Origin of the sequence: Aquipseudomonas ullengensis (assembly GCF_014174475.1) — a bacterium.
Lineage (GTDB): Bacteria > Pseudomonadota > Gammaproteobacteria > Pseudomonadales > Pseudomonadaceae > Aquipseudomonas > Aquipseudomonas ullengensis.
The window spans coordinates 354,985-367,593 of record NZ_JACJUD010000001.1 but is presented as its reverse complement, the minus strand read 5'-3'; the positions used below and the strand labels follow the sequence as shown (position 1 = coordinate 367,593).

The following is a 12,609-nucleotide window of genomic DNA, read 5'->3' as shown; positions in this document are numbered from 1 at the left end:
CCTCTCCCGGAGGGCGAGGGGACAAAGCCAGGAGCCTGCCGCCGTGCGCTCAGCTTCTGTCGAATAACGGGAATCGCGCTTTCAGCCGCTCAATCGTCCAGCGCCACTTGGGCGTAGTTGGGCGGCAGACGGTGTTCTGGTTGCCGAACAGGCCGACTTCCTTGATTGCCTGCTCGACCGGCACGGTTTGCAGCCATTCCACCGCCACAAAGTATTCGCACAGCTCCGGGTCGTTGACGTGCTCGGCGTGGTAGTTGCCGCGTGTAGCCGCTTGCAGTACCGGCACATCCAGGCCGTTCAGTTGCACGGTGAAGTCAGCTGCAGCGGTGGCCAGGCCCGTGACCCGGCCTACGCCGACATAGCCCTGCTGCGGAATATTGACCCACACCCGGTCGCCGGGCGCGAGCATCCTCAGGCTGTTGCTGTACCAGGTGCCGCCACCGCCACAGATAAAACCGAACGCCACGGCATCCGCCCAGGAGCGTTGTTCGAGATCGCCAAAGGAACAATAAAACTCACCATTCCACGGCTCACTCGGACCGTCGCTGTGGGTGTTGCTGGCATTGGCCTGGGTTTCCACCGGGTCGAGCAGCCAGGAGCGGCTGATCAGCAGTTGCTCACCCTGCTGGAACACCTGAAAGCACAGCACGTTGATGGCGATATCGCGCTCGCTGAGGTAGGCCACAATGCGCTCGGTGCTGGCATCCAGCCCGGACGCGACGATGATGATCTGGTGGCTCTGGTTGAGCGCCTCCTCATCCAGCGGCAGGCCGAAGTAGGCCTGAAAGTCCGCCGCCAAGTCGGCATTCTGACGATAGCGTTTGTAGATGGCGGCAATATCCTCGGCGGCCAGTTTCTCCACCCACGAGGCATAGTCCAGCGCCTGCGCCACCACATCACGCGGCGTTCGGTCACGCTTGAGCTCGATCAGCACCAGGGATGCATCCGGCGCGATGGCCAGCAGATCGATCCGCCCACCCAGCCCGGTGCTTTCCTGGCGGCCAATCAGCATCCACTCCTCCGACAGCAGCCGTGGCGCCGTCACGATCATGTCTTCCAGCAACTGCTCGCTGGGCAGGATGCACTCACTCAGCTGGCCGGGTTGGCCGCCTACCGTCCAGATTTGCGTCTTGATGGGCATGGCTATGTCCTTGGCTCAAATGCTGTGCAGGCTGCGCCTAGGCGACCGCCTGCTCGACCAGGGTGCTGGCCAGTTGTTCGTTGAGTTGGCGGGCCTGGGTTAGGTGGGTTTTGAGTTGGTCGCAGAGGGCCATTAGCTGATCGACTTTGGCGACAATGCGGTGTTGTTCGGCTAGAGGCGGCCAAGAAAAAAGGAACTCAACAACCTGGGATTGGTTGATGAACGGCTGGTCAGATCCTTGTAGGCTCTCATTCAGTTTGCCAATGAATAAGTGGGACTGCAGATAGTAATAAAAATACTTAGACTCAACGGATGAGTCGTAGAAGCTAAACCTTCCAACTCTCTGATACAAAATCGCAGGAAGATCTTCTTCAGAGATAATGCAAACCTTCATCTTGCCATTAAGCAATGGCCTATTAAGTGCTATTAGGACGTCACCATCTTTGAGTACAAGCTCTGGGTATTCATTGAGATAATTTTCCGGGAGGAAATTTTCAATTTCCCACTTTGTATGCCCAAGACTTACGTTTGCTATTTGAAAAAGCCTAGCGCCATGAAGTGAGTACTCTTCCGCTTTAAAGCCTTTCCCTGATGTTAAAGATAATATCTCCCCAAGGCGCACCCACTCCCACGTATCTGGAAGTTCAAACGGTTTTTCCTCTTCGGCAACTTCAGCCTTCGCCTTCTGCTTCTTGATTTTCCCCTCAGCAAATAGCCGAACCTTTTCTTCGGCAATGCGCTTGAGCAACTCACTGGCCGGCTCATCGCTCGGATCTTGCGGCACCAGTTTGCCCATCACGGCCAGTTGCAGCAGGGTTTGCTTGAGGGCGTCGATGCTGGGTTCGGTGGTGAAGAGGGTGTGGAAGTGTTCAGCCAGGCGTTGCCAGTTGGTGGCGAAGTCGGTGGCGTCGCTGGCTTGGGTCAGGCTGTCGAGCAGCGCTTGCACCAGTTGGGCGTGGGCGTTTTCGGCGTATGCCTGCTGGGCTTCCAGGCGGTCGCACAGGGCCATCAGCTCATCGACTTTGGCAACGATGCGGTGTTGTTCGGCGAGCGGCGGAAGACTAACTACAGAGTTATTAATTTCCTCGGTGCTTACATTCGATATGACTGATCCTGATGCTTGTTCAATCTTCTCTTGGGCCTGAGTAACAAGAAGCATGCAGATGTACTGGGCTGACACCTGATGGAGAGTTATCTTTCCCACTCGTTGATTAAGCAAAAAGCTCTCGCTTGACCGGTTAAATGCCAGTTTCACATCTCCAGTCATTGAGATCACAAGTTCGCTAGGTTCAACAAAGTATCGGCTATCAATTTCAGATAGCTTCTCCCTTGGGAATCTGACCATTCCATCAGTGGAGATAAAGCCTTCTCGCTTCACATCGCCTATTCGAATTACGCCAACTCCTTCCTCTTGGAAGTCATGGCTTTTAAAGGCATAGCCATTTGTAAATGTTTGGATCTCTCCAAGCCTTACCCACTTCCATTCAGGGGGGAGTTCAAATAGTTGCTCTTGTTCGGAAATCTCAGGCAAAGGTTTCTGTTTCCTGAGCTTCCCTTCCGCCACCAATCGCGCCTTTTCCTCGGCAATCCGCTTGAGCAACTCACTGGCCGGCTCATCACTGGGATTTTGCGGCACCAATTTGCCGCGCACCGCCAGCTCAAGAATCAGCTCGCGCAGCTTCTTGATGCCATTCGGCGCACCGGCCAGCAGCGGTAGGTTGTCGGTGAGCAACGCCGTCATGCCTGGTGCTCCAGGGCTTCCGCCAGCACCGCCTTGAGCTGATCGCGCAGGTCGCTGATTTCGCCCTGCAGCGTGGCGTAGTTACGCAGCAACTCGTCCGGGTCGTGGCTGACTTGTTCGCCAATATGCGGGTTCTTGCAGTCCAGGTTCCAGTTGCGTGCTTGCAGCTCTTCGACGCTGATCTTCCAGGCGTATTCGTGTTCCACCCGCGCGGCAAAGCCATCGCCCTCGTTGCCCCACCAGGCTTGTTCCACGGCAAATTCTTCGATACGCATGGGGCGGGTCTTGGAGTAGTTCTTCACACCGGCTGGGTACTGGTGCTCGTAGAACCACACCTGTTTGGTCGGCGTGCCCTTGGTGAAGAACAGCAGGTTGGTCTTGATGCCTGTGTAGGGGTTGAACACGCCGTTGGGCAGGCGAACGATGGTGTGCAGGTTGCACTCGGTCAGCAGCTTTTCCTTGATGCGGCTTTTGATGCCTTCGCCGAACAGGAAGCCATCGGGCAGCACCACGGCGGCGCGGCCGCCATCCTTGAGCAGGTGCATGATCAGCACCAGAAACAGGTCGGCGGTTTCGCGGGTGCGGAAGGCGGCGGGGAAGTTGGTTTCGATGCCGTCTTCTTCCATGCCGCCGAACGGCGGGTTGGCGACGATGCAGTGCACGCGCTCGCTCGGGCCCCAGCTGATCAGCGGTTTGCTCAGGGTGTTGTCGTGGCGGATCTGGCTGGGCACCTCGATGCCGTGCAGGATCATGTTGGTGGTGGCCAGCAGGTGCGGCAGCGGCTTTTTCTCCACGCCGAAGATGCTGGCTTGCAGAGTGCGTTCGTCCTCGGCGGTGTTTACATAGCGGCTGCGCTTGTGCTCGATGGCGCAGGTGAGAAAGCCACCGGTGCCGCAGGCCGGGTCCATGACCTTCTCGTCCAGCTTGGGGTCGACCATGCGCACCATAAATTCGGTGACCGGGCGCGGGGTGTAGAACTCACCAGCGTTACCTGCGTTCTGCAGGTCGCGCAGCAGTTGCTCGTAGAGGTTGCCGAACTCGTGGCGCTCCTGGGCCTTGTTGAAGTCCACGCCTTCCTGAATCTTGTTGATCACCTGGCGCAGCAGCTGGCCGGACTTCATGTAGTTGTAGGCGTCTTCAAACACGCTGCGCACCACAAAGGCGGACGGCGTGTTGCTGTATTCGTGCAGGTTCTGCAGCTGGGGGAACAGGTTGTTGTCGATGAAGTCCTTCAGCGCATCGCCGGTCATGCCTTCCGGGTCGGCAGCCCAGGTGCGCCAGCGGCAGCTATCGGGGATGGGCGAGCGGTAGTTGTCGTCCATCAACTCCCACTCTTGTTCGCGGTCATCGAAGATCTTCAGGAACAGCAGCCAGACCAACTGGCCGATGCGCTGGGCGTCGCCATCGACGCCGACGTCTTTGCGCATGATGTCCTGGATGGATTTGATGGTTGAACTGATCGACATAAGGGTTTCCGTTATTGCTGGGCCGGAGGCACAGCGATGGCCTCCAGGCGCTGAAAAATGAGTTCTTCGCGTGCCTGCTGCTGGCGGGCGGCGGATTGCACGGCGTAAGCGAAGTCGCGGTGGCTGAGCAGCGCGCTGATGGCTTGGGCGATGTAGTGACGCAGGGGCGGCTCGGCCTGGGCCAGTTCGGCGTGCAGGCTGTCGCGGCCGTCGACCACGGCGAGGATGTCTTCGATATCGCGGCTGGCCAGCGGATCATTACGCCCGCGGCCGCGATAGGCTTCCAGCTTGGTGGCGAGAAAGTAGCTGGGCGTGACGACGCGGATCAGCGTGCCGGACGGCAGGGCGTGATCGGCTGCGCTGTGCAGGGCGTCGCGGTACCAGCGGTTGGTGAAGTTGAGGATGTCTTCGTCGTCGGGCATGAAGTCGACCAGCAGATCACGGCCGGTCAGCGCATTGGGCAGGCGCATGCGGCAGATGATTTCGTCATCCGGGGATTCGCGAAAACCGCGCTGGCGCAGCTCGGTGAGCAGGCGCTGCCATTTGCCGTAGCCGAGGACGTGGACGATGACGTCGACATCCTCGGTAAAGCGCACCGCCTCGCGGGCGAAGGCATCGGTAATCAGCAGCGCGGTGGTGCAGCCGCCGACAAAGGCGACCTGGCGCAGCAGCTCCGGCCCCAGGGCATCGGCCACGGTTTGCAGCATCTGCTCCTGGATGCGCCACTCAGCGGCCATCGGACGCGCCTCGCAGCTGTTGCTCCAGCAGGGTTCTGGCCAGGCTGGCTTCGCGTTCGTTTCCCAGGCGAATGGCGTCCACCAGGGCGAGCATGGCGTAGAGCGCCGCATCCTGGCGCGCCGCACTGGGCGCGCTCTTGAACAGCGGTTCGATGGCCTGGCCCATGTCGCTGCCCTGGGCATCTTCCCAGACCGGGATATGTTCACCAGCCGACAGCAGCTGGCCGGCCAGCACCGGCGCGGCATGCGCGGTGGCCAGGCCGCGCACGATCGGCCCCGGCCGAACCGGGAAGACGTACTTGAGGCCGTGGCCGAGGAATTCGTTGAGGGCGCGGGTGTTGGTGCGCGGGATGCCGCTGCCGCGCTCCAGCTTGGCCAGGCCGGCAGCAATGCAGCGGTTGAGCGCATTGCTGACTTCGGACTTGCTGATGCCGGTGGACTGTTCCAGCGCACGCATGGAGAAGTGCTCGGCCGCTTGTTCGGCAGAATGCTGCTGGTTCTCCAGGCTGGCCAGCTTGAGCAGCAGCAGGATGTCTTGGCCTTTCATCATGGAATATCGTCTCCGTCCACTGTCTATGGACAAAGGACAGTCTGGTGGCCCGGCCGGTTTGCTGTCAACGCTCGCCGGTCAGGCGCTTATCTCGCGGCTGTAGAGCTGGTCTTCCAGCTCATGAATCGCTTGCTGGTAGCCGGGTTTGCCGCCAAATGCCTTGACCAGCTCGATGGGCGCGCCGATCTGGCTGAACGGGTCGATCCTGAGGATCTGCATGTCTTCGATGCTCTCGATGCCGGTGTCGGCGTACTTGTCGAGCAGTGCCTCCAGCACCTGGCGGGCAGCGCCGGAATACTTGGCGAAGTAGTTGCGCTTCTTCACCTGCTCGGCGCGCTCTTTGCGCGACAGGGCCGGCTGGTCGAAGGCGACGTGGCAGATCAGGTCGAACGGGTCGAGCGGCTTGCCCTGTTTCTTTTCCACTTCCTCGGCCAGGGCTTCCCACATCACGCCCTGGGCGGCCATTTCATCGATGATGGCCTTCTTCTGCTCGGCATCGCTCCAGCGGCGCAGGAAATCCTCCAGCGAAGTGAACTGCTTGTGCACGCAGGCGCGGGTGTAGTCGTGCAGCGACTCGGTGATCAGCCGGCCATCCGGGCCGTAGTACTGCACGCGCTCGGCGATGACGTAGATCGGCAGGTTGTCGATGACGTACTTGATGCGCTTCTTGCCGCCATCTTCGCCGGTGAACTCCAGGTCGTCGGCCTCAGCATCGGTGCCGGCGACGATGCCGTCCTCATCTGCCAGCGGGCTGTCCGGTGGCACGGGCGAGTCATCCACATCCGGCGCATAAACTACCACCGGGTCACCATCGAAGGCCGGGTCGGCAAACAGCTCGGTGGCCTTCTTGAAGTCCATGATGGTGAACCAGTACTTGCCGAAGTCTTCGTTGATGCGGGTGCCGCGACCGATGATCTGCTTGAACTCGGTCATCGACCTGATGTGCTGGTCGAGCACGATCAGCTTGCAGGTCTGCGCATCGACGCCGGTGGTCATCAGCTTGCTGGTGGTGGCGATGACCGGGTAGCGCAGTTCCGGGTTGATGAAGTTTTCCAGCTCGGCCTTGCCTTCCTGTTCGTCGCCGGTGATGCGCATGACGTACTTGCGGTTCTCGGCCACGCGCTCGGGGTTTAGGTTGACCAGGGCCTGGCGCATGCGCTCGGCGTGGTTGATGTCGTCGCAGAAGACGATGGTCTTCTGGAACGGGTCGGTAGCCTTGAGAAACTCGGTGACCTTCTGCGCCACCAACTGGGTGCGTGCCTCGATGACCAGGGTGCGGTCCATGTCCTTGAGGTTGTAGATGCGGTCTTCGATCAGCTCGCCATTCTTGTCGAGCATGCCCTTGGGCGGGCGCCAGCCTTGCAGGTCTTTGTCGAAGTCGATGCGCACCACTTTGTAGGGGGCGAGGAAGCCGTCCTCGATGCCCTGCTTCAAGGTGTAGCTGTACACCGGCTCACCGAAGTAGGTGATGCTGGACACCTCCTTGGTTTCCTTCGGAGTGGCGGTGAGGCCGACATGGGTGGCGCTGGAGAAATAGTCGAGAATCTCGCGCCAGGCGGAATCCTCGGCGGCGCTGCCACGGTGGCATTCGTCGATCACAATCAGGTCGAAGAAGTCGCGAGTGAACTGCTTGTAGACGTTCATCTCTTCTTCGGCGCCGGTTACGGCCTGGTAGAGCGACAGGTAGATTTCGTAGGATTTGTCGATCTGGCGCTTGGCGATTTTGGTCATCGCCGGGCCGAAGGGCTTAAAGTCACCGGTTTTGGTCTGGTTGACCAGGATATTGCGGTCAGCGAGGAAGAGGATGCGTTTCTTCTGCTTCGACTTCCACAGCCGCCAGATGATCTGGAAGGCGGTGTAGGTCTTGCCGGTACCGGTAGCCATGACCAGCAGCACGCGGTCCTGGCCCCGCGCTACCGCCTCAACGGTGCGGTTGATGGCGTTCATCTGGTAATAGCGCGGCATGCGCCCGGAGCCGTCGTCGTAGTACGGCGCTTCGATGCGCTGCTGAGCGGTGTTATCCAGGCCTTTCCACTGGCAGTAGCGCTGCCAGAGTTCTGCGGGGCTGGGGAACTGGTCGAGGCTGAGTGCCGTTTCTACCTGGGCGCTGGTGCCAGTGCGATCGTGGAACAGAAAGCCATCGCCATTGCTGGAGAACACGAAGGGCACATCCAGCGCCTCGGCATAGCCCAGGGCCTGCTGCATGCCGGAGCCCACGGACTGCTTGTTGTCCTTCGCCTCGATCACGGCAAGCGGCAGGTTGGCCTGGTGGTAGAGGATGAAGTCGGCGCGGCGCGATTCGCCACGGCTGTGCAGCTTGCCGCGCACGATGATGCGGCCCTTGGTGAAACTGACCTCCTCGCGCACCTGCTTGAGCATGTCCCATCCGGCCTGCTGAATGGCTGGGGCGATGTACTTGCTGCAGATGTCTCGTTCGGAGAGCGACTTCTTATCCATGCTTCCTGCTTCCCTGGGACTCGCCGTGGACTTTACCAGACTCTGAAAGCTCTACACGCGGCCCTCGGTGCGTGCCTTCTGGCGCTGGCATGACAAATCGCAGGCAATAAAAAGGCCGGCTTGTGGCCGGCCTTCAGGGGGTGGTATTGGCTTATTTTTGGTAAGCCGCAACCGCCTTCAGAATGTAATCACGGGCTTCGTCAGCGTTGCCCCAGCCTTCGACCTTGACCCATTTGCCCTTCTCGAGATCCTTGTAGTTCTCGAAGAAGTGCTTGATCTGCTCGATCAGCAGCGGGGGCAGGTCTGTGTATTCCTGGACGTCTTTGTAGATGACGCTCAGCTTGTCGTGCGGTACGGCGATCAGCTTGGCGTCGCCGCCGGCTTCGTCGCTCATGTTCAGCACGCCAACCGGACGGCAGCGGATGACCGAGCCCGGGGCGACTGGATACGGGGTCACGACCAGTACGTCGAGCGGGTCGCCGTCGTCGGCCAGGGTGTGCGGGATGAAGCCGTAGTTGGCCGGGTAGAACATCGGGGTGGCCATGAAACGATCGACGAACAGGCAGTCGGTGTCGTGATCGATTTCGTATTTGATCGGCGCGTGGTTGGCCGGAATCTCGATGGCGACGTAGATGTCGTTCGGCACGTCTTTGCCGGCCGGGACTTTGCTGTAGCTCATGGTGGACACCCCAGGGTTGGGCCAAAAAAGTGGGCGGATTATAGGCACATTCGGCGGGCGTTACTACGCCCGGTTGCTCAGCCTTTGGTCGTGTCGTGCGCAGCGCCGGGGTGGCCCCGATAGTCGGTGTGCTCGGTTTGCAGGCGCTGCAGACGCGCCAGCGGGTCCTGGCGGTAGAAGGCCTGCAGCTGCGTGTAGACCGCCGGGAAGGCCTCGGCCAGCAGGTCCGGGGCGCTGAAGAAGTATTCGCTGGTCACCGCGAAGAACTCTGCCGGGTTTTCCGCGGCGTAGGGATCGATGGCGGTTTCTGCCTCGGGATTGGCGTCGAGGATGGCGTTCAGCGCGTCGTAGGCGCCTTGCATGGCGCTGGCCCAGTCCTCGATGCGCATGCTGCGGTGCAGCGGTGGCAGGCCGTTGGCGTCGCCATTGAGCATGTCCAGCTTGTGCGCCAGTTCGTGGATCACCAGGTTGTAGGCATCCCAGCCGCCGCTGCTCTGCACACCTGGCCAGGCCAGGATTACCGGGCCTTGTAGCCAGGCCTCGCCGCTGTGTTCGGCGTCCCACTCATGCTCGACGCCACTGGCGTCGCGGTGGCGCTGTGGGCTGAGGAAGTCGTCGGGGTAGAGAACGATTTCATGGAAGCCCTGGTACCAGTCGAGATCGGCCAGGTGCAGCAGCGGCAGTTCGGCCAGGGTCGCCAGGCTCAGGCGGTCTTCCAGGCTCAGTTCCACGCCGGGCAGCGGGCTCAGGTGTTTCTTGTGCAGGAACAGCACGGCGCGCTGGAACAGGCGCTGCTCTTCGGCTTCGCTGAGGCCGTCGAGAATCGGCAGGCGCTGGCGCACCGTGGCCCAGTGCAGCGTGCTGTAGGGCGCGCGGGCGAGGATGCGGCGCTGGCGCCAGGCGCGGAACGACCACATGGGCTCAGCCGACCTGCTTGGCTTGGCTGCGCTCGCCGGAAAAGCGGTGGCGCAGCGCCGCCGCCAGCATCGGCACCAGCGACAGCAGGATGATGACGATGATCATCACGGTGAGGTTCTGCTTGATGAAGGGCACGTTGCCGAAGTGGTAACCGAGGGTGATCAGGCCGCCGACCCAGACCAGGGTGCCGGCGACGCTGAAGGCAAGGAAGCGCGGGTAGGGCATCTTCGCCATGCCGGCGACGAACGGGGCGAAGGTACGCAGGATCGGCAGGAAGCGCGCCAGGGTCACGGTCTTGCCGCCGTGGCGCGCATAGAAGTCGTGGGTGCGCTGCAGGTAGTCGCGGCGGAAGATCTTCGAGTCGGGATTTTTGAACAGCTTTTCGCCGCTGGTGCGGCCGACCAGGTAGTTGAGGCTGTCGCCACTGATGGCCGCGACCATCAGCAGGCCGGCGAGAACGAACGGGTCCATGCTGCCGGAGGCGCACATGGCGCCGGCGATGAACAGCAGCGAGTCGCCGGGCAGGAAGGGCGTCACCACCAGGCCGGTTTCACAGAAGATCACCAGAAACAGGATGGCGTAGATCCAGGGGCCGTAGTTGCTGACCAACAGGTTCAGGTAGCTGTCGAGGTGGAGGATCAGGTCGAGCAGGTTGTGTTCCATTACGCACCAGGCTGGATTCCGGGCGCGCAGTATAACGGCCGGGGCCAGGCAGCGGCGATCAAGGCTGCCGAGCGGCTGAGGCGCTGGGCAGCCGACGCGAGGAAGCGCTTAGTCGTCGGTGAGCGGCAGGACGAAGTTCTTGAACTCGGTGTCTTCGCGAAAGCCGATCGACTCGTAGGTCTTGTGCGCGGTCTCGAAATTGACGCTCGAAGCAACGCGCATACGCACCGCATTGGTGCTTTTGGCCATCTGCTTGGCGGTTTGCAGCAGGCGGTCGGCGACCAGCATGCGGCGGGCGTCCTCGGCGACGAAGATGTCGTTGAGGATCCACACGCGCTTGAGCGACAGCGACGAGTAGCTGGGGAACAGCTGGCAGTAACCCAGGGCCTTGTCCTCGTCATCGGCCAGGGCCAGGTAGATCACCGACTCCTTGCGCTTGAGGCGGGTCTCGAGAAACTTGCGCGAAGAATCCGGAAAGGGCAGCTCACCGTAGAACTCTCGGTACTTGATGAACAGCGGGGTCAGCAGGTCCAGGTGCTCCAGGGTGGCTTGGACGATGCGCATGGCGGGCCTCGAGGTCTGTGGAATGGCAAGACTGGCTTGCAGATGCTGTGCCAGTGGTCAGGTCCGATGCTGCCCAAAGCCGCTGGAAAGCGCAATCCAAGCAAGCGTTTGATTTCAGCGAATGCCGCGCAGGGCTTGTTCCTGCGCGGTTGGTGGGGCTGTTAAAAGAAGCCGAGTGGGTTGATGTCGTAGCTCACCAGCAGGTTTTTGGTCTGCTGGTAGTGGTCGAGCATCATCTTGTGGGTTTCGCGGCCGACGCCGGATTTCTTGTAGCCACCGAAGGCGGCGTGCGCCGGGTACAGGTGGTAGCAGTTGGTCCACACGCGTCCGGCCTTGATCGCCCGGCCGACGCGGTAAGCGCGGTTGATGTCGCGGGTCCACAGGCCGGCACCAAGGCCGAACTCGGTGTCGTTGGCGATGGCCAGGGCTTCTTCCTCGTCCTTGAAGGTGGTTACGCCGACCACCGGGCCGAAGATTTCCTCCTGGAACACACGCATCTTGTTGCTGCCCTTGAGCAGGGTCGGCTGGATGAAGTAGCCGCTGGCCAGGTCTCCGGCGAGTTTCTCCACGCCGCCGCCGGTGAGCAGTTGCGCGCCTTCTTCCTGGGCAATCTTCAGGTAGCTGAGGATCTTGTCGAACTGCTGCTCGGAGGCCTGGGCGCCGACCATGGTTTCGGTGTCCAGCGGGTCGCCGCGCTTGATCGCCTGAACCTTCTTCATCACCACTTCCATGAAGGCCGGGTAGATGGATTCCTGCACCAGGGCGCGCGAGGGGCAGGTGCACACTTCGCCCTGGTTGAAGAAGGCCAGCACCAGGCCCTCGGCGGCTTTCTCGATGAAGGCCGGCTCGGCCTGCATGATGTCCTCGAAGAAGATGTTCGGTGATTTGCCGCCCAGTTCGACGGTGGACGGGATGATGTTCTGCGCCGCGCACTGGAGGATGTGCGAGCCCACCGGGGTGGAGCCGGTGAAGGCGATCTTGGCGATGCGCTTGCTGGTGGCCAGGGCTTCGCCCGCTTCCTTGCCGAAGCCTTGCACCACGTTGAGCACGCCGGCCGGCAGCAGGTCGCCGATCAGCTCCAGCAGCACGCTGATGCCCAGTGGCGTCTGCTCGGCCGGCTTGAGTACCACGCAGTTGCCGGCGGCCAGGGCGGGGGCGAGTTTCCAGGCGGCCATCAGCAGCGGGAAGTTCCACGGGATGATCTGCCCTACCACGCCCAGCGGCTCGTGGATGTGATAGGCCACGGTGTGTTCGGTGATCTCGGCAGCGCTGCCTTCCTGGGCGCGGATGCAGCCGGCGAAGTAGCGGAAGTGGTCGGCGGCCAGCGGGATGTCGGCATTCAGTGTCTCGCGCACGGCTTTGCCGTTGTCCCAGGTTTCGGTGACGGCGAGCAGCTCCAGGTTGGCCTCGATACGGTCGGCGATCTTCAACAGGACCAGCGAGCGGTCCTGGACGGAGGTTTTGCCCCAGGCATCGGCTGCGGCATGGGCGGCGTCCAGGGCCTTGTCGATGTCTTCGGCCGTGGAGCGGGGGAATTCGGCAATCGGCTGGCCGGTGATCGGTGAGGTGTTGGTGAAGTACTGGCCTTTGACCGGGGCGACGAACTCACCACCGATGTAGTTGCCGTAGCGCGCCTTGAAGGACACGACGGCGCCGGGGGTTCCGGGTTGGGCATAAATCATGATGGCTCTCC

At 61.3% G+C, this 12,609-nt stretch carries 11 protein-coding genes; all 11 read right to left on the bottom strand.

Annotated features, from left to right (window positions below):
- Positions 1 to 49: 49 nt before the first annotated feature.
- The 11 genes from H3H51_RS01630 to exaC all read right to left on the bottom strand — a co-directional run bounded on the left by H3H51_RS01630 (position 50) and on the right by exaC (position 12,598).
- Entirely contained in the window at positions 50 to 1,141 is a 1,092-nt protein-coding gene (locus H3H51_RS01630) for an endonuclease NucS domain-containing protein (protein ID WP_183087275.1), read from the bottom strand.
- 37 nt (positions 1,142 to 1,178) lie between these two features.
- Positions 1,179 to 2,882 carry a restriction endonuclease subunit S gene (locus H3H51_RS01625; RefSeq protein ID WP_183087274.1) on the bottom strand — a complete coding sequence of 568 codons (1,704 nt, stop codon included), beginning with the start codon at positions 2,880 to 2,882 and terminating at the stop codon, positions 1,179 to 1,181.
- A complete protein-coding gene (locus tag H3H51_RS01620; RefSeq protein WP_183087273.1) occupies positions 2,879 to 4,348 on the bottom strand; it encodes a type I restriction-modification system subunit M in 1,470 nt (489 codons plus the stop codon). The genes H3H51_RS01625 and H3H51_RS01620 overlap by 4 nt, the downstream gene beginning before the upstream one ends.
- An 11-nt stretch (positions 4,349 to 4,359) precedes the next feature.
- Positions 4,360 to 5,085, bottom strand: coding sequence for a hypothetical protein (locus H3H51_RS01615; protein WP_183087272.1), 726 nt, complete (start codon positions 5,083 to 5,085; stop codon positions 4,360 to 4,362).
- Positions 5,075 to 5,635, bottom strand: a complete 561-nt coding sequence (locus H3H51_RS01610) for a MarR family transcriptional regulator (RefSeq protein WP_328803608.1) — start codon at positions 5,633 to 5,635, stop codon at positions 5,075 to 5,077. Before H3H51_RS01610 ends, H3H51_RS01615 begins: the two co-directional genes overlap by 11 nt.
- Positions 5,636 to 5,713: 78 nt before the next feature.
- A complete protein-coding gene (gene hsdR, locus H3H51_RS01605; protein WP_183087271.1) occupies positions 5,714 to 8,092 on the bottom strand; it encodes an EcoAI/FtnUII family type I restriction enzme subunit R in 2,379 nt (792 codons plus the stop codon).
- A 151-nt stretch (positions 8,093 to 8,243) separates the two neighbouring features.
- Complete coding sequence (gene ppa / locus H3H51_RS01600; protein WP_183087270.1) at positions 8,244 to 8,771, bottom strand: inorganic diphosphatase; 528 nt, start codon at positions 8,769 to 8,771, stop codon at positions 8,244 to 8,246.
- Between the two features lie 77 nt (positions 8,772 to 8,848).
- Positions 8,849 to 9,688: a M90 family metallopeptidase gene (locus H3H51_RS01595; RefSeq protein WP_183087269.1), complete on the bottom strand. Its 840-nt coding sequence runs from the start codon at positions 9,686 to 9,688 to the stop codon at positions 8,849 to 8,851.
- A 4-nt stretch (positions 9,689 to 9,692) separates the two neighbouring features.
- The gene (locus H3H51_RS01590) at positions 9,693 to 10,352 is read right to left on the bottom strand and encodes a DedA family protein (protein ID WP_183087268.1); all 660 of its coding nucleotides are present in this window, start codon (positions 10,350 to 10,352) and stop codon (positions 9,693 to 9,695) included.
- 108 nt (positions 10,353 to 10,460) lie between these two features.
- Positions 10,461 to 10,916: a GNAT family N-acetyltransferase gene (locus H3H51_RS01585; protein WP_183087267.1), complete on the bottom strand. Its 456-nt coding sequence runs from the start codon at positions 10,914 to 10,916 to the stop codon at positions 10,461 to 10,463.
- Between the two features lie 161 nt (positions 10,917 to 11,077).
- Positions 11,078 to 12,598: an acetaldehyde dehydrogenase ExaC gene (gene exaC / locus H3H51_RS01580; protein WP_183087266.1), complete on the bottom strand. Its 1,521-nt coding sequence runs from the start codon at positions 12,596 to 12,598 to the stop codon at positions 11,078 to 11,080.
- Positions 12,599 to 12,609: the final 11 nt, after the last annotated feature.

Excerpts from the sequence above, each read along its gene's own strand:
- H3H51_RS01630 (WP_183087275.1), bottom strand. The coding sequence starts at position 1,141 with ATGCCCATCAAGACGCAAATCTGGACGGTAGGCGGCCAACCCGGCCAG.
- H3H51_RS01625 (WP_183087274.1), bottom strand. The coding sequence starts at position 2,882 with ATGACGGCGTTGCTCACCGACAACCTACCGCTGCTGGCCGGTGCGCCG.
- H3H51_RS01620 (WP_183087273.1), bottom strand. The coding sequence starts at position 4,348 with ATGTCGATCAGTTCAACCATCAAATCCATCCAGGACATCATGCGCAAA.
- H3H51_RS01615 (WP_183087272.1), bottom strand. The coding sequence starts at position 5,085 with ATGGCCGCTGAGTGGCGCATCCAGGAGCAGATGCTGCAAACCGTGGCC.
- H3H51_RS01610 (WP_328803608.1), bottom strand. The coding sequence starts at position 5,635 with ATGATGAAAGGCCAAGACATCCTGCTGCTGCTCAAGCTGGCCAGCCTG.
- hsdR (WP_183087271.1), bottom strand. The coding sequence starts at position 8,092 with ATGGATAAGAAGTCGCTCTCCGAACGAGACATCTGCAGCAAGTACATC.
- ppa (WP_183087270.1), bottom strand. The coding sequence starts at position 8,771 with ATGAGCTACAGCAAAGTCCCGGCCGGCAAAGACGTGCCGAACGACATC.
- H3H51_RS01595 (WP_183087269.1), bottom strand. The coding sequence starts at position 9,688 with ATGTGGTCGTTCCGCGCCTGGCGCCAGCGCCGCATCCTCGCCCGCGCG.
- H3H51_RS01590 (WP_183087268.1), bottom strand. The coding sequence starts at position 10,352 with ATGGAACACAACCTGCTCGACCTGATCCTCCACCTCGACAGCTACCTG.
- H3H51_RS01585 (WP_183087267.1), bottom strand. The coding sequence starts at position 10,916 with ATGCGCATCGTCCAAGCCACCCTGGAGCACCTGGACCTGCTGACCCCG.
- exaC (WP_183087266.1), bottom strand. The coding sequence starts at position 12,598 with ATGATTTATGCCCAACCCGGAACCCCCGGCGCCGTCGTGTCCTTCAAG.